General features: G+C 49.4%; 24 protein-coding genes. 16 read left to right on the top strand and 8 right to left on the bottom strand.

From position 1 onward, the window contains the following. Positions 1-135 precede the first annotated feature (135 nt). The 4 genes from J2Z18_RS10565 (at position 136) to lipB (ending at position 4399) form a co-directional block, all read left to right on the top strand. Entirely contained in the window at positions 136-1176 is a 1041-nt protein-coding gene (locus J2Z18_RS10565; RefSeq protein ID WP_007129747.1) for a thiamine pyrophosphate-dependent dehydrogenase E1 component subunit alpha, read from the top strand. After that, positions 1167-2153, top strand: coding sequence for an alpha-ketoacid dehydrogenase subunit beta (locus J2Z18_RS10560; protein WP_007129748.1), 987 nt, complete (start codon positions 1167-1169; stop codon positions 2151-2153). The genes J2Z18_RS10565 and J2Z18_RS10560 overlap by 10 nt, the downstream gene beginning before the upstream one ends. 18 nt (positions 2154-2171) lie before the next feature. Then, positions 2172-3566, top strand: a complete 1395-nt coding sequence (locus tag J2Z18_RS10555; protein ID WP_007129749.1) for a dihydrolipoamide acetyltransferase family protein — start codon at positions 2172-2174, stop codon at positions 3564-3566. Positions 3567-3703: 137 nt separating this feature from the next. Beyond that, positions 3704-4399, top strand: coding sequence for a lipoyl(octanoyl) transferase LipB (lipB, locus tag J2Z18_RS10550; RefSeq protein WP_007129750.1), 696 nt, complete (start codon positions 3704-3706; stop codon positions 4397-4399). A gap of 8 nt (positions 4400-4407) precedes the next feature. Here lipB and prli42 read toward each other — a convergent pair whose 3' ends face one another. Further along, positions 4408-4509 carry a stressosome-associated protein Prli42 gene (prli42, locus tag J2Z18_RS10545; protein WP_007129751.1) on the bottom strand — a complete coding sequence of 34 codons (102 nt, stop codon included), beginning with the start codon at positions 4507-4509 and terminating at the stop codon, positions 4408-4410. A gap of 111 nt (positions 4510-4620) precedes the next feature. On the opposite strand from prli42, the gene J2Z18_RS10540 reads away from it, so the two are divergent. Continuing rightward, entirely contained in the window at positions 4621-5748 is a 1128-nt protein-coding gene (locus J2Z18_RS10540; RefSeq protein WP_007129752.1) for a tripeptidase T, read from the top strand. Between the two features lie 133 nt (positions 5749-5881). On the opposite strand, the gene J2Z18_RS10535 is transcribed toward J2Z18_RS10540, so the two are convergent. Both J2Z18_RS10535 and mciZ read right to left on the bottom strand, forming a co-directional pair. Beyond that, positions 5882-7096, bottom strand: a complete 1215-nt coding sequence (locus J2Z18_RS10535) for a tetratricopeptide repeat protein (RefSeq protein ID WP_007129753.1) — start codon at positions 7094-7096, stop codon at positions 5882-5884. 97 nt (positions 7097-7193) lie between these two features. Further along, positions 7194-7358, bottom strand: coding sequence for a Z-ring formation inhibitor MciZ (gene mciZ, locus J2Z18_RS10530; protein ID WP_007129754.1), 165 nt, complete (start codon positions 7356-7358; stop codon positions 7194-7196). Between the two features lie 95 nt (positions 7359-7453). On the opposite strand from mciZ, the gene J2Z18_RS10525 reads away from it, so the two are divergent. The 3 genes from J2Z18_RS10525 to spoIIM all read left to right on the top strand — a co-directional run bounded on the left by J2Z18_RS10525 (position 7454) and on the right by spoIIM (position 9991). Then, entirely contained in the window at positions 7454-8035 is a 582-nt protein-coding gene (locus J2Z18_RS10525; RefSeq protein ID WP_210094689.1) for an NUDIX hydrolase, read from the top strand. 1 nt (position 8036) lies between these two features. Then, positions 8037-9257, top strand: a complete 1221-nt coding sequence (locus J2Z18_RS10520) for an endonuclease Q family protein (protein WP_007129756.1) — start codon at positions 8037-8039, stop codon at positions 9255-9257. Positions 9258-9355: 98 nt separating this feature from the next. Further along, a complete protein-coding gene (gene spoIIM / locus J2Z18_RS10515; RefSeq protein WP_210094688.1) occupies positions 9356-9991 on the top strand; it encodes a stage II sporulation protein M in 636 nt (211 codons plus the stop codon). A 56-nt stretch (positions 9992-10047) separates the two neighbouring features. Here spoIIM and J2Z18_RS10510 read toward each other — a convergent pair whose 3' ends face one another. The 5 genes from J2Z18_RS10510 to J2Z18_RS10490 all read right to left on the bottom strand — a co-directional run bounded on the left by J2Z18_RS10510 (position 10048) and on the right by J2Z18_RS10490 (position 13538). Further along, positions 10048-11265, bottom strand: coding sequence for a tyrosine-type recombinase/integrase (locus tag J2Z18_RS10510; protein WP_210094687.1), 1218 nt, complete (start codon positions 11263-11265; stop codon positions 10048-10050). Between the two features lie 12 nt (positions 11266-11277). Continuing rightward, entirely contained in the window at positions 11278-12156 is an 879-nt protein-coding gene (locus J2Z18_RS10505) for an ImmA/IrrE family metallo-endopeptidase (protein ID WP_210094686.1), read from the bottom strand. A 79-nt stretch (positions 12157-12235) separates the two neighbouring features. Then, positions 12236-12397, bottom strand: coding sequence for a hypothetical protein (locus tag J2Z18_RS10500; protein WP_210094685.1), 162 nt, complete (start codon positions 12395-12397; stop codon positions 12236-12238). Positions 12398-12524: 127 nt separating this feature from the next. After that, on the bottom strand, positions 12525-13094 hold the full coding sequence (locus J2Z18_RS10495) for a hypothetical protein (protein ID WP_210094684.1): 570 nt from the start codon (positions 13092-13094) through the stop codon (positions 12525-12527). A gap of 42 nt (positions 13095-13136) precedes the next feature. After that, positions 13137-13538, bottom strand: coding sequence for a helix-turn-helix domain-containing protein (locus J2Z18_RS10490; protein ID WP_245255928.1), 402 nt, complete (start codon positions 13536-13538; stop codon positions 13137-13139). Positions 13539-13697: 159 nt separating this feature from the next. Between J2Z18_RS10490 and J2Z18_RS10485 the strand changes: the two genes are divergently transcribed. From J2Z18_RS10485 to J2Z18_RS10450, 8 genes are all read left to right on the top strand, one after another. Beyond that, entirely contained in the window at positions 13698-13952 is a 255-nt protein-coding gene (locus J2Z18_RS10485) for a helix-turn-helix transcriptional regulator (RefSeq protein ID WP_210094682.1), read from the top strand. Further along, entirely contained in the window at positions 13952-14095 is a 144-nt protein-coding gene (locus J2Z18_RS10480; RefSeq protein ID WP_210094681.1) for a hypothetical protein, read from the top strand. Before J2Z18_RS10485 ends, J2Z18_RS10480 begins: the two co-directional genes overlap by 1 nt. 16 nt (positions 14096-14111) lie before the next feature. Beyond that, positions 14112-14426, top strand: a complete 315-nt coding sequence (locus tag J2Z18_RS10475; protein WP_210094680.1) for a DNA-binding protein — start codon at positions 14112-14114, stop codon at positions 14424-14426. Between the two features lie 337 nt (positions 14427-14763). Then, positions 14764-15279 carry an XRE family transcriptional regulator gene (locus J2Z18_RS10470; protein ID WP_210094679.1) on the top strand — a complete coding sequence of 172 codons (516 nt, stop codon included), beginning with the start codon at positions 14764-14766 and terminating at the stop codon, positions 15277-15279. A gap of 9 nt (positions 15280-15288) precedes the next feature. Further along, the gene (locus J2Z18_RS10465; protein ID WP_210094678.1) at positions 15289-15567 is read left to right on the top strand and encodes a hypothetical protein; all 279 of its coding nucleotides are present in this window, start codon (positions 15289-15291) and stop codon (positions 15565-15567) included. Further along, a complete protein-coding gene (locus J2Z18_RS10460; protein ID WP_210094677.1) occupies positions 15564-15812 on the top strand; it encodes a hypothetical protein in 249 nt (82 codons plus the stop codon). The genes J2Z18_RS10465 and J2Z18_RS10460 overlap by 4 nt, the downstream gene beginning before the upstream one ends. A 109-nt stretch (positions 15813-15921) precedes the next feature. Further along, a complete protein-coding gene (locus tag J2Z18_RS10455; protein WP_210094676.1) occupies positions 15922-16227 on the top strand; it encodes a hypothetical protein in 306 nt (101 codons plus the stop codon). After that, on the top strand, positions 16227-16502 hold the full coding sequence (locus J2Z18_RS10450; RefSeq protein ID WP_210094675.1) for a hypothetical protein: 276 nt from the start codon (positions 16227-16229) through the stop codon (positions 16500-16502). The genes J2Z18_RS10455 and J2Z18_RS10450 overlap by 1 nt, the downstream gene beginning before the upstream one ends. Positions 16503-16518: the final 16 nt, after the last annotated feature.

Raw genomic sequence — 16518 nt, 5'->3', positions numbered from 1 at the left:
TGGTTAAAAAGGGATTATAATAACATTAAGCCAAGTCTTAGTACCAGGTTTTAATACTTGCTCTGATATGCTACTGTTGACGGTGCGACTGCACCGATCCTGGAGGGCGAGGCTCATGATAAAGGAGGGATCTCCATGAAAGAACAAGAAACGATGACTTCGAAGACCAATCGGCATGAACAGCTTGGGCTTACAGACGGACAGGTTCTGGACATGTACAAATATATGGTGCTGGCGCGCAAGTTCGATGAGCGCAACCTGCTGCTGCAGCGTGCCGGCAAAATTAATTTTCACGTATCCGGGATCGGACAGGAGGCTTGTCAGGTCGCTGCGGCTTTTGCCCTCGACCGGGAGAAGGATTATTTCCTGCCATACTACCGCGATTACGGATTTGTGATGGCTGTAGGCATGACACCGCGAGAGCTCATGCTGTCGGCATTTGCCAAGGCGGAGGATCCGAACAGCGGCGGCCGGCAAATGCCCGGGCATTTCGGGAGCAAGCGGCTGCGTATCGTGACAGGGTCCAGCCCGGTCACAACGCAGGTTCCGCATGCGGTAGGCATCGCGCTGGCTGCTAAGATGCAGAAGAAGGATTTTGTTACGTTTGTTACGTTTGGCGAAGGTTCGAGCAACCAGGGAGATTTCCATGAGGGCTGCAACTTTGCCGGCGTCCATAAGCTACCTGTTATTTTGATGTGCGAGAATAATCAGTACGCGATTTCGGTTCCGATTCACAAGCAGCTCAGCGGCAAAGTGAGCGACCGTGCGCTGGGATATGGTTTCCCGGGCATTCGGGTAGACGGCAATGATGCGCTAGCTGTATATGCAGCAGTTAAGGAAGCGCGTGAGCGGGCGATCCGCGGCGAAGGGCCGACACTGATCGAGTCGATGATGTATCGTCTGTCTCCGCATTCCACCTCCGATAACGATTTGGCTTATCGGACGAAAGAGGAAGTCGAAGAGAACTGGAAGAAAGACGGCGTGGTCCGGTTCAAGAATTATCTGATCGATTGCGGATTATGGGATGAAGCGCGGGATCAGGATCTTATTGCACAATTGAATCTGGAAATTAAAGAAGCGACCGAATCCGCAGACAATGCGCCATTCCCTAAGCCGGAAGATACGCTTCTTCACGTATATGCCAGTGATGAAGGAGGGGCTCAAGCATGGCGGTAATGGAGTATATTGATGCCATTCGACTTGCAATGAAGGAAGAGATGCAGCGGGATGAATCGGTATTCGTGCTGGGCGAGGACGTTGGCGTTAAGGGCGGCGTCTTCACCACAACGAAAGGCCTGATGGAACAGTTCGGAGAAATGCGCGTGATGGATACCCCGCTCTCGGAATCGGCGATCGCCGGCGTAGCCATCGGAGCCGCCATGTACGGCATGAAGCCGATCGCGGAGATGCAGTACTCGGATTTCATGCTTCCCGCGACCAACCAGATCATCAGTGAAGCAGCCAAAATCCGTTACCGCTCGAATAACGACTGGAGCTGTCCCGTGGTTATCCGGGCGCCGATCGGAGGAGGAATCTTCGGCGGCCTGTACCATTCCCAGTGTCCGGAATCGATATTCGTCGGGACACCGGGCCTTAAGATCGTCGCCCCTTTCTCGGCGTATGATGCGAAGGGATTGCTGAAGGCAGCGGTACGCGATCCGGATCCGGTCCTGTTCTTCGAGAATAAAAAGTGCTATAAGCTGATCAAGGGCGAGGTTCCGGATGACGATTACGTCGTACCGATCGGGAAGGCGAATCTGCTTCGGGAAGGGGCCGACATTACGGTGATCGGCTATAGTCAGCCGCTGCACTTCGTGATGCAGGCTGCCGAGGAGTTGGAGAAGGAAGAGGGCATCACCGCCCACGTGCTCGATTTGCGCACCTTGCAGCCGCTGGATCAGCAGGCGATTATGGATGCGGCCCGTCAGACGGGGAAAGTGCTGATCGTGCATGAGGACAACAAAACCGGCGGTGTTGGCGCTGAAGTAGCGGCGATCATTGCCGAGCACTGTCTGTACGATCTGGATGCGCCGATTATGCGTTTATGCGGTCCGGATGTGCCGGCGATGCCGATCAGTCCGCCGATGGAGAAGTTTTTTATGCTGAACAAAGATAAAGTCAAAGAATCCATGCGTCAGCTGGCGCTTTACTAAGAACAGGGAGTTGTGAGCATGTCCGATAATCAGAAATTAACCGATGTTGCGATGCCTCAGCTCGCGGAATCCCTAGTTTCCGCAACGATTGCCAAGTGGTTAAAGAAGCCGGGGGATCCGATCGAGCAGTATGAACCGATCTGCGAAGTCATCACGGATAAAGTGAATGCCGAGATTCCGTCGACGATGGATGGCGTGATGGGAGAATGGTTGGCACAGGAAGGCCAAACGGTGAACGTAGGTGAAGTTATTTGCCGGATCGCTACCGCGGCTGCTCCGGAGCGTACGCCATCCGCTCAGCCTTCGGGCTATCCCGCACAGGCTTCCCCAAGCCGTACGGTTTCGGCGGAAGGAGAATCCATGCGTCACCGGTACTCTCCTGCGGTTCAAAGCCTGGCGGCAGAGCACCAAATTGATTTAAACCAGGTACAAGGCACCGGAATGGGCGGCAGAATTACACGTAAAGACGTTCTGGCCTATATCGGGCAGGGACGACCGGCTGCTGCCGCAACCGCAGCTTCCGGCATGGTCTCGAATGAAGCCGAGACGGCGGCACAACGATCAGCTTCGCCGTTCGAAGGCATGCAGCGCCAGACGCCTGCCGCACCGACGCCGCCGCCCGGAACGCCCATCCCGGATGTGCGTCATTCCGGGCTTCACTTGACCGAAACGCCGAAGATCCCGACCATCGAAGTGGAAGGCATGGAAAACGGGCGCTCGGAATATTTTATTGATGTTACGCCGATTCGTAATGCGATTGCGAGAAATATGCGCCAAAGCGTCACCGAAATCCCGCATGCCTGGACCATGATCGAGGTGGATGTGACCAACGTCGTGCTGCTGCGGAACAAACTGAAGGATGAATTCAAACGGAAGGAAGGGGTCAATCTCACCTATCTGGCATTCCTGCTGAAGGCGGTTGTCAATGCGATCAAGGATTACCCGATCATGAATTCCTTCTGGGCTGTCGATAAAATCGTTGTCAAACGGGATATCAATCTGTCGCTGGCCGTAGGTACGGAGGATTCGGTGCTTACACCGGTTATCCAACGCGCTGACCAGAAGAATATCGCCGGCCTTGCCAGAGAGATCGACGAGCTTGCGCGCAAGACCCGCGAAGGCAAGCTGACTCTCGATGACATGCAGGGCGGTACCTTTACGGTAAACAATACGGGCTCCTTCGGCTCCATCCTTTCTTACCCGATTATTAACTATCCGCAGGCAGCGATCCTGACGTTCGAATCGATCGTGAAGAAACCGGTCGTGATCAATGATATGATCGCAGTCCGTTCCATGGCGAACCTGTGTCTGTCATTGGATCACCGCATTTTGGACGGCGTCATCTGCGGCCGGTTCCTGCAGCGGGTTAAGGACAACCTGGAGAGCTTCAGCCTGGATACGAAGCTGTACTGAGTTGGAACAATTCTTGGTGGTAACATCTGTAAATCGACTAAGCAACACCTGTAAACGCCCGTGCATATGCTCACGGGCTGTTGTGATCATGGCATTCATTCGGATATTGGACCCCAGTGGAGAGAAGGGTGAGCACAATGACGAAACCGTTAAATGTCTCGTACACGCCGATGCTCGATTACGGCATGGCCTGGGAGCTGCAAAAGCTCCATGTAGCGGAAATCGACAAAGGGGAGCGTCACGAAAGCCTGATGCTCCTCCAACATCCGCCTACCTATACGATAGGCTCGCAGCGTCATCCGGAGCATTTGCTGCTCAGCAAGGAAGAGCTGGAGAAGAAGGGCATTGGCCTGTTCGAGATCGATCGTGGCGGGGATATTACATATCATGGACCCGGACAGCTGGTCGGGTATCCGCTCTTAGTGCTTGAAGGCGGCAAGGGGCTGGATTTGCACGGATTCCTCCGCAGCGTGGAGCAGGTCATTATCGATTATTTGGCCGCGCACCAAATCGAAGCAGGCCGCAAGCCGGAGTATACGGGCGTGTGGGTCGGCGACCGCAAAATATGCGCGATCGGCGTGAAATTCAACAAGCGCCGGCATGACCGGGGATTTGTCACGAGCCACGGCTTCGCTTTTAACATTAAAGCGGGCATCGCCGAATCCGGCTTCACGGGAATCATTCCGTGCGGGATTCAGGAATATGGCGTGACATCGCTGGAGGATTGCACCGGCCGCACCTTCGAAGTCGAGGAAGTAGCGCGGGAGATCGTGCCCTACTTCACCAAGGTATTTTCCTATAAGGCGCATTGGCCGGATAAAGTCTGGACATAAGCTGTCGCTTAACGTAAAAGAAGGGGCTCCAGGACAATAAGCAGCGTGGATCCGATCATGGCGATCAGCATGAGATAGATAAAAACTCGAAACCATTTTTTACGTTGCATGGTGCAGCTCCTTTGAAAAAGTTTAATGATGTACATCATTATAGCAGCATTTATTCCGTTTGGAAGGCTATAAGTCCATTGTATCGTAACTGCGAAAGAGAGGGAAGTCCAGTGATCTCAAGAGAACGAATCATTCAAGAGTTTATGGAACTGGTTCAGGTGGACAGCGAAACGAAGCATGAAGAGGCGATATCCGGCGTATTAAAGGAAAAGTTCGGAAGCCTTGGCCTCGAGGTCGTTGAAGACGACGCAAAGGATAAGACCGGGCACGGAGCAGGCAACCTCATCATAACCTGGAAGGCGGAAGGCGCGGAGAAAGCGCCGAAGGTACTGTTTACCTGCCATATGGATACCGTTACACCCGGCCGGGGAATTAAGCCGACGCTCGGGGAAGACGGCTGGATTCGCAGTGACGGGACGACGATTCTCGGCGCGGACGATAAGGCCGGAATCGCCGCTTTACTCGAAGGGATCCGGGTGATCCAGGAGAACAAGATTCCGCATGGCCAGATTCAATTCGTCATCACCGTCGGCGAGGAATCCGGTTTGGTCGGCGCTCGTGCGCTCGATCCGAAATACCTGGAAGCAGAGATGGGGTTTGCGCTCGATTCAAACGGAGAGCTGGGTTCCATCGTCGTTGCCGCTCCGACCCAAGCAAAGATCAAGATGATTATTAAGGGGAAATCGGCGCATGCCGGCGTGAATCCGGAGGATGGCATCAGTGCCATCCAAGTCGCCTCCAAAGCGATATCCAAAATGAAGCTCGGGCGCATCGATAAAGAAACGACAGCGAACATCGGCAAATTCCAAGGCGGCGGAGCTACCAACATCGTGTGCGATTACGTGGAGATCGACGCCGAAGCGAGAAGCATCGTGCAGGAGAAGGTGGATAAGCAAGTTGGCGATATGCGCGAAGCGCTTGAAACCACGGTTCGGGAGTACAATGCAAATTGCGAGTTTATTAGCGAAATTGTGTATCCCGCATATAGCTTTAATGAGCATGATGCAGTCGTGCAGCTTGCGCAGCGGGCGATCCGCGGGCTTGGCATGCAGGCGGATACCTTTACGTCCGGAGGAGGCAGTGATGCCAACATCTTCAACGGACTCGGCATTCCGACCGTAAATCTGGCGATCGGGTATCGCGACATTCATACAACCAAGGAACGGATTAAGGCCGAGGACTTGGAAAAAGCCGCACAGATTGTTGTGGCCATCGTGCAAGAAACAGTAAAATCCTAATACCAATAAAGTCCGCAGCGGGCATCACCCGCTGCGGACTTTTTATAATGCTCTCATCGACTCGACTCAAGGAGCGTGGAGCGTTTTTATATTTCAGAGCTTCTTTCGAGCGAAGGAAGTCTTTACATGAGCGCTAATTGACCAGCGAGCGTTCAGTCTCAAAGGGGTCGTTCCGTTGCTGTGCCGGGGACCAGGACGTGTGCCACCCCGTGCTCTCGACCACGTGCAGGGCCGCATTAATTTTGCCCAGATATGCCTCGATTTCTGTTCTGGCTTCAGCCGAAGCATACACTCTTTCCAGCCTTCCGGAGAGCGAGATCAGGGTGGACTGCAAATAACAGGCCGCTTCGCCGAATCTTGCCGCAGTATATGAGGGCCGATGGCTGCGAAGCTGCGCGAATAATTTCGCGGACTCTTCATAGGAGCCTTGGTCGTACAGACGCTCTGCCGCTACGAAAATCAGATCGGTGCTGTACAGGCCCGGGTCCTGCAGGGGCAGTTCTTCGAGCGCATGGATTTTTGCCGCTGCAAGCGACTTATATCCTTCCTGATATAACAGGCAAATCAGTGCATAATAAGCATGGTCGCCATATTCAGCCAGCAATTCCTCGGCCGCATCGATCATGCCGAGCGATACCGCGATGTCAGCCCATTCGATTCGCTCGGTCAAGCTGAGACTGGCTTCCAGCTGCGTACGCTTCAGCTTCCGTTCACAGAGAAGCTGAATGATCCGATGCTTGCTCTTCCGGTCCGTAAGCTCATTCAGCCCTTCCCCGTGACCCGCCTGGTTGCCTTGGTTCATAAGCTGCAGCGCTTCGGGGATCCGGTCGCTCCGGATCAGGCTGCATATGTACATATGCCATTGTTCATGGGTTAAACGGTCAAGGCGCGAGAGACATTCTGCGGCAATCGAATAGGAGCCGATATAATATAGCGCCTTGCCCAGCATTGCTTCCGAATTCGTGCAGCCTCCTGCTTCCCGCGCAAGGGAAGCGTAAATATCGGAATCTGCCGATCCCTGCGCATGGAGGAGGGCAGCCCACTGGTTCAAGGCCTCCTGTGCATATGCTCCCTTCTTCGAGAGAACGGTCCGAAATGCATTCTCCGCATCTTGGAAAGAACGAAGACGCATGCTTAATAGACCATACTCAAGCCAGATCAGATCCGAATCTTTCCATTCGGTCTGGGCCCCTTGGTCTCTATTCAATGGAGAGGATAGCGCCGCTTCCCTGAAGCTCACAAGCGCTTCCTCAAGATATCCGCGTCTTTCGTACCACTTCCCGCGTTCATAGATCGTTGAAGGCGGGCTTGTAATTGGTTCGGTTTCAATAAATGGTATATGTCGCATGTCGAAGCCTCCCAATGTAATAACACAGGTTCCGGTGTGAAAGTCATGGTCGAATTTCGAAAAAAAGAGAAAAAAGTCGAAAAAAGAGTCTAAAGTCCTAGTAATGCCGGGAGCTTGCGTGTTTATTCAATCTCTTGGCGGTAATAATATCCATGATGGTTGCCTCTGGCCCCCATTGATTCTGCCATTGCTTGAGCATAATGCGGATCTGCCAGGCTCGTCCCACCATATGAATCGAATGCTCCCCTTGATAGCTCTTCATCACGCGTTCCTTCTTTCTCGGAAATTTTGATATAATACACCTTATGCAATAGCATGGGCAGTCATGCCGTTTTTAAACTTAAGGAGGCTAAATCTATGAACGTGACCGGCAGCAGCAACCGCGAAGCTTCAAATAAAATGCTGGAAGAAACGACAATATCGACGCAGCCTGTATTCGACGGGAAGATCATTTCCCTTCAGGTGGATACCGTCCGCCTTCCGTACGGGCAGACAGCAACGCGGGAAGTCGTAAGGCATCCTGGTGCCGTAGCGGTCCTTGCGTTAAAAGGGGATAAAATGCTGGTCGTCGACCAGTTCAGGCAGCCGCTGGGGCGCTGCGAGGTGGAGATTCCCGCCGGCAAGCTGGAGCGCGGCGAGGATCCGATGGAAGCTGCAAAGCGGGAGCTGCAGGAGGAGACGGGCTATGCATGCGGTTCGATTCGCAAGCTGCACTCCTTTTACACGTCCCCGGGCTTTGCCGACGAAATCATTCATCTCTATCTGGCCGAAGATCTTGTGAGTGGAGCCATGAACCCGGATGAGGATGAATTTCTCCAATTGATGGAAGTCACGCTGGAGGAAGCCTATGATCTTATAAGAGAAGAAAGAATCAGCGATGCCAAAACGATTCTGGCGGTGTATGCATGGAAAATGTATACGATGACGGGAACGATCTGACATGAGTTCGGGTAAGAAGCTTGACTTCCAGCAGGACCTGCACAGCTACTATTGCGATATGCATATTCATATCGGCCGAACGGACAGCGGACAAGCTGTCAAAATTAGCGCAAGCAACAACCTGACGTTCGAGAACATTGCGGCGGAAGCCTCCGAACGGAAAGGCATCCGGATGATCGGCATTATCGACTGCCACTCTCCTTCCGTGCAGGACGATATCACCCGCTGCCTGGACAGCGGAGTCATGGAAGAAATCGAGGGCGGGGGCATCGCCTACCGGGATACGGTCATTCTTCTCGGCAGCGAGATCGAAATACGCGAGCCGGGCCTGGGAGCGGCGCATGTGCTTGCGTATTTTCCGGATTTGGGCACCATGCGCGAGTTCACGGACTGGATGTCCCGCTATATGAAAAATGTCCAGCTGAGCTCGCAGCGAATCTATGTGTCTCCGCGGGAGCTGCAGCGGGAAATCATCGGCCGCGGCGGCCTGCTCATTCCCGCGCATGTATTTACGCCTCATAAAGGGCTGTACGGCAGCATGGCGGATCGGATGAGCGATGTGTTTGATCTTGAAGGGATTGCAGGCATCGAGCTTGGTCTCAGCGCCGATTCCTCGATGGCGGGATTGATCAGCGAGCTCGACCGCTACACCTTTCTGACCAATTCGGACGCGCATTCGCTGGGGAAGATCGGAAGGGAATACAACCGGATTGATATGGCCGGCCCATCGTTCGAGGAATTCAAAATGGCGCTTCAGATGAAGGAAGGGCGGAGGGTGTCGGCGAACTACGGCCTGAACCCGAAGCTGGGGAAATACCATCGGACCTATTGCGGCGGATGCGAGAGCATCCTCGATCAGGAGCACTTAGCTGCCGAATCCGGGCCGCCAAGATGCCCGTACTGCGGCAGCACCAAGCTCATCCAGGGCGTCCTTGACCGGATCCTTGATATTGCAGACCGGGAGGATCCGCGCATACCGCCGACCCGGCCGCCATACCATTATCAGGTTCCGCTTGAGTTCATCCCCGGCCTCGGCAAATCGGCTATGGGGAAGCTGCTGGCCGCCTTCGGGACCGAAATGGCGATTCTTCATCAAGCCACCGAAACGGAGCTTGCGGAGGTCGCCGGGGAGAAACTTGCAGCCAGCATTGTCAAGGCAAGAAACGGAACGCTGGCCCTGTCCTCGGGCGGTGGAGGCACCTATGGCAAGGTGATGAAGTAAGGACACGCCGGGGTCCGTCCCCGGAACCTTTCTTCCAGTCATAGAATTCGAGAGGGGATCATAGAGTAGAGTAGAGACAGGAAAGGAGACTCTATTCTATGCAATCATTCCGCCAGACGTTAAAGGATCAGACACCGCTCTATGTATTTGTTGCTGTCTTGTTTCTGGTCGGCGTGCTCTTCGGGGCGCTGATGGTCAATGCGCTGTCGTTGGAGCAGCAGCAGGACATGGCCAGGCACTTGAACCATTTTTTCATTAACGTGCAGGACAGCAGCGAAACCATGATGCAGTCCTCCTACTGGAGCATAGCGGGTCTTCATCTGAAATGGATCGGACTAATATGGATTTTAGGCTTGTCGGTGATCGGCCTGCCGGGCATTCTCATTTTGGATTTTTTGAAGGGAGTTCTGATCGGCTTTACCGTCGGATACTTGGTTGGGCAATACTCGTGGACCGGTCTGCTATTCGCACTGGTATCCATCGCGCCGCAAAACCTGGTCATTATCCCGATGCTGATGATGTGCAGCGTTGCAGCCATCTCGTTCTCCCTATATATCATCAGAAATCGATTTTTGATGCATCGCGGAGGCAGCATGGTACGGCCGCTGACATCCTATGCACTGATAACGCTCTGCATGGTGGTTCTGGCGCTGTGCATTTCGTCCTTTGAGACGTGGGTAACGCCGGCGATGATGCAGTGGATTACACCGATGATGGTTCAAAATGCGTTGTAAGTATTGATGTTTCTGATGTTGTGAAGCCATCCGATTTAATAAAAATCACGAAAAAATCACATTTTCGGCACAAACATAGAATCAAGAATGCTTCCGAAGTGAACTTTCACTTTTTCAGAAGCGTTCTTTTTCATTTTCTTTGTCACGTGGGTGTAAATTCTTAGTGTTGTCTTTTCATCATCATGACCAACCCGAGCCATAATAGTAGGCAAATCCACACCTGCTTCTGTGAGCATACTTATGTGGGTATGTCGTAAAATATGAGGTGTCGCATTTTTCTTGATGGTTAGTCTCTTTAAAATTCGGTTCATCCGATCTCGGAGAAACTTTTGACCTATAGGCCTTCCGTTAACTCTGGCAAAAATAAAATTCTCATCATAAAAGTCATCGCTATGCTTTTTGTACAGAGATTGTCTGGCATCTTGTTTTTCTTTAAAATCCTTCAACATAGTGATAATCTGCTCGTCCACATCGAAGGTTCTGACTGACCCATCAGTTTTAGGTGGGGTTACTTCAGCGGTGTACATGTTATTTTCAGGCGAGTATAAAGTTTTCGACACTCTAACATCGCGTGTCTTGAAATTGATATCCGCCCACTTAAGCGCGCAAAGTTCCCCAGGGCGGAGTCCACTAAAAGCAAGCAGGTAAAATATTTCCTTATCTCCATACAACCCCCGTTGGAGTACAGCGCTAAGAAACTCATGAAGTTCCTCTCTCTCTAAATATTTTTCTTCAATTTCATCTCGCTCTATATCTTCAACTGTAAGTCTACGTTTTGGAATTGTTGCACCTATACATGGATTGATCTTTGTTAAGTTGTTCAATATGGCCCATTTAAATATCATGTTTGCTACAATATGAATGCTTCGGAGATACGATTGTGAATAACCTTCATCAAAAAGTGTATTTAGAATTTTTTGATACTGGTGGTGTGTTACTCGATCGATGTTTATTTGGGAAAGATGTTTTAACAAAACAAGCAGTGTCTTTGATCGTTGGCGAATGGTGCTCTTTTTTACCGCGCTTCTTGAGTAAGTATCAAGCCATTCATAAGCTGCATCTTTAAAGGTGGTCTTTTTTGCTTTTTTCAAATCAAGGCCACTATTCAATGCATCGACGACTGCTTTCGCTCGATCATAAGCCTCTTTTTTCGTCTCACCACGGCGAGGGACCTGCTTACGCTTTCCCGTAACTGGATCCGGCGGCCCCTCTAAAGTGCATATCCATTTATATCCTTGCTTATTATTAGCGGGGATTTTTTTATAGCTAGCCATTCCTAACCCTCCTTAAAAATTCGCCCCGTAAAAATGCAGTACTTGCTCTATATCCTTTCGTTGAACAATGAACTTGAAGGCGGAATTATAATACCTGATGGCGAGATTTTTTAAGCGTAAACTTATTCGTCTGTCCCTGGTGTAATCCAGATCATGAAATTTAACCGGTTTACAGTCGGCAAAGCATTGGAGTTGCTGCTCCTCAATCCGGTCAAAAGGGCCATTTGGTGAAAATAAAAGCTCATCCTGGGTCGACAAAGTTTGTTCATCGACCTGGATTATAATTTGAGCAGGCGCAATGTTATCGTCTGACGGGTCGTAGTATGCATAAATAGCCGTTTCGGATTTTCCGGGCGAGGAAGCCGGCTGGTAGCGGGCAATGTTGAATTTTATGTATGAGTTCAAGAGACTGCCTTCGTACTCTCTCCTTCGAATCTGATCCAGCCTTTTTTCGGCCAATTTAAGCGGCACTCTAAACGTTGAGGCTAAGGTTTGAATTATCTCCATTCGGCTTCCGGGTAGTTGTATCTGTTTAATCATTGAAAACGGCATGGCGGCGTATAGAACGAAATTCTCTGCATCTGCTTCCTGCGCTTGAGTAAAAAGTTTAGGCAATATCGTTTGATTTCCTGAATGTCGAAGAAGGTGGCCGAGCTCATGAAGAAAATCTAGCCATTGTTCGGCAGAAGCAAGACGACTATCGATATTTACTGTATACATACCAGGAGTAAGTTCGAGACCTCTACTTGTGATTGGTTTGTAATATATCCAAACATTTAAACATCGCGCTACTTCCCCAATATTCAATTGCTTTGGAGAGAGAATTCCGTGTGTCAAGTATAAGTCTTCGACAAATTGTTCTAGAGGGGTTAGTTTGTAAAATCTAAACATGTTGCAACCTCCGATTACAGGAATGTATGTTCGAAATAACCGTAAATATAAAAGCCGTTTCCGGCTAAAAAGTAATGATTTAGGATGATTGTTCTTCTCTTTTGTTGGTCGCAGGTTTGTCTTCAAGAATGGCGAGACGATTGGTATTAAGGGAATCAAAGGTGCTTGCCGTTCCTTTAATGATCACAGGCTCGAGTTTTGAAAGGCGCCCAGATCCAGAAAAAACTCCAATTCTGATCATAGGGAAACTCCTCCTATATAAGAATGTATGTTCGTTAATTATTTAAAAAGAAAAGCCATTGCTGGCTTAAAATATTTAGATAGCAGCTTTTTATCCAATTTGCTGCGTTGTTTATTTCATTTGGAATTTATTCTTTATAGAAACTAGGAAACTGGTTATTATTCTTTAAAAACGATTCAATCGATGACGAGAGACTTTCCGCGCTTCTTTGTTTTTTACTGTCTATAATAATTCCATTTGTAGCAGCAGATAACAAAGAAGCTTCATACTTGATGGTAGTGTAACCATAGTTAGATGGAAGTTCGCTTAGATATCCATAAATAGGCGTTCCTTCTGGCGAACTAATACGAGGAATATAATCAAGAACTTGTTCGATGTTTTCAATAGTCTCTTTCAGTTCTTCAATAGTTGTCGAAGTATTCAGCGTTATTCTATAGCCATCAAGCATTTCAAAACGCCTTCTAACATCAAGTACAGCCTCGTGTTCGGCTTTGATAAGCGAGAGTTTTTCACTAATCTCGGGATCTTCTTTCAATCTAAGTGACTCTTCATAGGAAATTATCGCTTCTTTCAGGTATCCCTTGTAGTAATCGTCATTTGCCTTCGAGTTCAAATCAGCCGTTTGTTTTTCTATCGAAGGACCACAACCAACAAGTATTAGCACTGTAAAAATGATTACTGAAATAACTTTCTTCATTTATTCCACTTGGTTCATTCCCCATCGGCTGAGGTACTTGCTCTATTCACCCTGTCGATCACCGGGTTTCCGGTCCTTTTCTGCTTCTTTAATGAACCTCCAGAACTGCAACAACTCTTTTTTTCTTTCCTCGGGAGCACTCAAATAGTCCCTGAAAAAAATACCGTGATTTGGGTTATTGATGAACGCTTCAAATTCGGCGAGTTCCTTAGGATCAATATCATCTCCATAATCTGTTGGACGGGGGTTGTCCGTCCGGCCTAAAAGGTAATCAACAGATACTTCAAAATAATCTGCCAACAAATTCAATGATTCAGTATCTGGCTCTCTTTCGCCCTTCTCGTAATATCCGTATGCTTGTCGAGTTATACCTAATAAGCTCGCTAATTCAGCCTGCGTTTTCTTTTTTTGTTGCCGTAAGTAATACAATCGCTGTGCGAGCAATACGGTTGCCTCCTTTTGAAATATATACATAATTATAACGCAACAAATTGTTTCTAAAAATATGTGTAACAAAAAGTTGCATTTTAGTATTGACAGTAACTATTAGTTGCGTATAATTAAGATCAAAGGCAACAAAAAATTGCATATGGGGGTGATTAGATGATCAGGACATGGTTGGCTACCATTCGCGAAACTAAAAATAAGAGCCAAGAAGAAGTAGCAGAGGAAGCTGGTATCACGCGTCAATATTACGGGATGATTGAAAGTGGTCAAAGAAATCCAAGCGTCCGTGCTGCTCAATCGATAGGAAAGGCTCTAGATTTCAATTGGACTCTTTTTTTTGAACAGGAAAGCAACGAAATGTTACCAATAAACAATAATGCCGAAAATCACATCCGGAAGGAGGTTGGGTGATGGAACACCAACTTTCCGAAGCAACAGCAGTCAAGGAAACATTTGATTATGCGAAAGTAAATGAATTGTTGTCCGAAGGATGGACATTGCACAGCATGTGGCCTGATCAGAGTAAGACGCGCTATGTACTTGTGAAATTTTAAATAGGGAGGAGAGAACATGGCAGTTGTTGTTATTGAAGTTGAGGATCTTCAAAAAATGATCCGAGAAGCTGTCGCCGATGCAGTGAAAGGACATTTAACCCGCGAGCTGCCGCCGGTTTTAACCAGAACGCAGTTTATGGAACTGTTGGGAATTGGCGAATCCAAGACAGCAGAGCTATTCAACAGACCGGATTTTCCGGTAAACAGGGAATTCGGGCACCCTCGAATCCCTACAGGTCTTCTATTGAAGTGGATAGACGAGCACACCTCTTGGGTTAATCAAAATGCTGGCGAGCAGTGGAAGAAAAAACGCAATGGTGGTGTTGCCTAGTGCGCTTTCGCTGGATACGCCAAACTTCCAGAACCGCCTGTGTATCAGCAACCGTAACTAGAAGCTTACTCAAGAACATAGATGTTGAGATCGCATTGGATATGTCGCTTCCGCATTATGCAGTAAACCCGGAGAGCCTCTCAAAGCTTGAAAGAAAAAGAGTTTTGAAAGAGGCGTCGGATAGTCTGAAGAGGATAGAAGAAAGCCGCCGGAGCGGTACCAGCTGCCAGCGGCGAAGGGGATGACGAGAGGGGAAGGTTTTGCTCACAACTTCATAATACATCAAATCCTTGTCCGTCATCTCCCATTAAATCGGACAAAGGAGAATGATTAAACGATGGCAATCGGACAGTTTGGATCAGCACTCGAAGAAGTGCTGAAACGAAAAGGGGAGACACGGGGGGCGGCCGGCGCGGCAGCTCACGTAGATGCTTCCCTGATCGGCAAAGTCATAAAGGGGACCAGGAAGCCTTCTAATGAAGTAATGGCATCAACAGTCAAACATTACGATGACGGCCAACTCTACATTGCGGCAGCTGGGGAGGTTACTGGCGGTGCCTTTGCCCCCTGGCTCAACAATGTGGATCTACATAGAGCAAGCGTTCTGATCAAGAGCATCGAGGAAATCAAGGAAGTGCTCGCTGCATCCGGACAAGCCCCAATCAGCAAGACCAATGAGCAGATCGACGAGTCGGAACGTCAGCAGATTAAGCGGCTGCTTATGGAGACGGTCGAGGCGATCACCGCGCTGACCCATCTGGCAGCGGTGCTTTGCAAGGAGTATTCATTCTCGTGGTTGGCCACCTGGAAAGAGCACCGCTCTACCTTGAAAGCCAAAAAATATATGAAATGAGGGTTTAACTTGTTGAGAGAAACTTTGGTAAAGCAAGCTCTGCAAGCTGGAAGAAACGCGGAACATAACCTGCAGATCATCGTTCGCAATCCGGATAAGATGATCGATTCCAACAAACTTGTAAATGGAATCGACTATCTGAACAACATGATTAGATTCGCTGAAAAAGAAATGAAAATGAAAAAAGACCGCCGGGCAGGGCAGTCTCGGTTGAGAGCACGTCTTAAGAGTCTCTTGTCGTCTATTTTAATAGTTGAACGTCAGAAGCGCAAGGGGGTTGAGCTATGACGGCCCCCGTATCACCTGCAGCAGCGTATATATCCTCGACACTGGCACTTCGGGCCAGCACTGATTCCATCGCAAAATTCATCCAGGAGGATCCGGACAATCTTCAACGATTGAACGAGCTCCAGAAACAGCGAGAAGAAGCCTATCTGAATTGGAGCAATGCAGCGTCCCTGTTGAAAACATTACCTGTACCCGAGATGGCTGAAGCGTTGGGACAAATCGAATCTACACTTTGGTACAGATGACAGAGCTTCGGCCCTGTCTCCCGGCGTCGGACAGTATCATAACCTTACTCCTGTCTGGCGTCGAGAGATGCGGCTGAACGCATCAAATATATAGGAAAGGAGAGATGGAATGGCTAAATTACCTAAATTGCCGAAGAGCCACGCCGAACGGGCTCTGAAGAAACTTGTTGGATCGGCAACGGGAATGGTGGAACTGGAGAACGGCCGAGGTTACTTCGTTTCACGCGGGATTTTTTTCGTAGAGGTATGTTTAGAGGACATGTGGCCATCTGGTGTTTTTATCCGAGGCGACATCTACTTCAAAGGAACGATCATCAAAACCGTTTATCTCAATCAAGAAAGTTTCGAGCCTGATTTGGTAATAACCGAACAAGCCGAAAGGATCAAGGCCAAGGAAAGGAGGGCAAATCATTAATGCAGATTATCCAAAAGCTAACCGTGGTCAGTAATCCGACTCGGATCTTTGAAGTCGGAACTGAGGTAAACGGCCGGGAGGTCATCGAGATTAAGCAGGTCGGTTATGAGCACGACAACGGGATTTTCTCCGAATTTCATGTGCTCGACGAAAATGATGCCCTGATTGCCAGCATCGAAAACTGCCCGGTGATCGTGGAATGGCAGACGATTGCTGAACACGACCAAACAGAAAATGACCCGCAGCAACGGGTCATATCTGGTGCCAAAATTTAATTTTGATGCCCCCACT

Origin of the sequence: Paenibacillus lactis (genome assembly GCF_017873605.1) — a bacterium.
Classification (GTDB): Bacteria; Bacillota; Bacilli; order Paenibacillales; family Paenibacillaceae; genus Paenibacillus_AQ; species Paenibacillus_AQ lactis.
The sequence above is the reverse complement of the archived record's forward strand: the minus strand, read 5'-3'. Positions and strand labels throughout refer to the sequence as shown.

What these genes read in the sequence shown, in the direction of transcription:
- J2Z18_RS10565 (WP_007129747.1), top strand. Translation starts at nt 136, where the DNA reads ATGAAAGAACAAGAAACGATGACTTCGAAGACCAATCGGCATGAACAG.
- J2Z18_RS10560 (WP_007129748.1), top strand. Translation starts at nt 1,167, where the DNA reads ATGGCGGTAATGGAGTATATTGATGCCATTCGACTTGCAATGAAGGAA.
- J2Z18_RS10555 (WP_007129749.1), top strand. Translation starts at nt 2,172, where the DNA reads ATGTCCGATAATCAGAAATTAACCGATGTTGCGATGCCTCAGCTCGCG.
- lipB (WP_007129750.1), top strand. Translation starts at nt 3,704, where the DNA reads ATGACGAAACCGTTAAATGTCTCGTACACGCCGATGCTCGATTACGGC.
- prli42 (WP_007129751.1), bottom strand. Translation starts at nt 4,509, where the DNA reads ATGCAACGTAAAAAATGGTTTCGAGTTTTTATCTATCTCATGCTGATC.
- J2Z18_RS10535 (WP_007129753.1), bottom strand. Translation starts at nt 7,096, where the DNA reads ATGCGACATATACCATTTATTGAAACCGAACCAATTACAAGCCCGCCT.
- mciZ (WP_007129754.1), bottom strand. Translation starts at nt 7,358, where the DNA reads ATGAAGAGCTATCAAGGGGAGCATTCGATTCATATGGTGGGACGAGCC.
- J2Z18_RS10525 (WP_210094689.1), top strand. Translation starts at nt 7,454, where the DNA reads ATGAACGTGACCGGCAGCAGCAACCGCGAAGCTTCAAATAAAATGCTG.
- J2Z18_RS10520 (WP_007129756.1), top strand. Translation starts at nt 8,037, where the DNA reads ATGAGTTCGGGTAAGAAGCTTGACTTCCAGCAGGACCTGCACAGCTAC.
- spoIIM (WP_210094688.1), top strand. Translation starts at nt 9,356, where the DNA reads ATGCAATCATTCCGCCAGACGTTAAAGGATCAGACACCGCTCTATGTA.
- J2Z18_RS10510 (WP_210094687.1), bottom strand. Translation starts at nt 11,265, where the DNA reads ATGGCTAGCTATAAAAAAATCCCCGCTAATAATAAGCAAGGATATAAA.
- J2Z18_RS10505 (WP_210094686.1), bottom strand. Translation starts at nt 12,156, where the DNA reads ATGTTTAGATTTTACAAACTAACCCCTCTAGAACAATTTGTCGAAGAC.
- J2Z18_RS10500 (WP_210094685.1), bottom strand. Translation starts at nt 12,397, where the DNA reads ATGATCAGAATTGGAGTTTTTTCTGGATCTGGGCGCCTTTCAAAACTC.
- J2Z18_RS10495 (WP_210094684.1), bottom strand. Translation starts at nt 13,094, where the DNA reads ATGAAGAAAGTTATTTCAGTAATCATTTTTACAGTGCTAATACTTGTT.
- J2Z18_RS10485 (WP_210094682.1), top strand. Translation starts at nt 13,698, where the DNA reads ATGATCAGGACATGGTTGGCTACCATTCGCGAAACTAAAAATAAGAGC.
- J2Z18_RS10480 (WP_210094681.1), top strand. Translation starts at nt 13,952, where the DNA reads ATGGAACACCAACTTTCCGAAGCAACAGCAGTCAAGGAAACATTTGAT.
- J2Z18_RS10475 (WP_210094680.1), top strand. Translation starts at nt 14,112, where the DNA reads ATGGCAGTTGTTGTTATTGAAGTTGAGGATCTTCAAAAAATGATCCGA.
- J2Z18_RS10470 (WP_210094679.1), top strand. Translation starts at nt 14,764, where the DNA reads ATGGCAATCGGACAGTTTGGATCAGCACTCGAAGAAGTGCTGAAACGA.
- J2Z18_RS10460 (WP_210094677.1), top strand. Translation starts at nt 15,564, where the DNA reads ATGACGGCCCCCGTATCACCTGCAGCAGCGTATATATCCTCGACACTG.
- J2Z18_RS10455 (WP_210094676.1), top strand. Translation starts at nt 15,922, where the DNA reads ATGGCTAAATTACCTAAATTGCCGAAGAGCCACGCCGAACGGGCTCTG.
- J2Z18_RS10450 (WP_210094675.1), top strand. Translation starts at nt 16,227, where the DNA reads ATGCAGATTATCCAAAAGCTAACCGTGGTCAGTAATCCGACTCGGATC.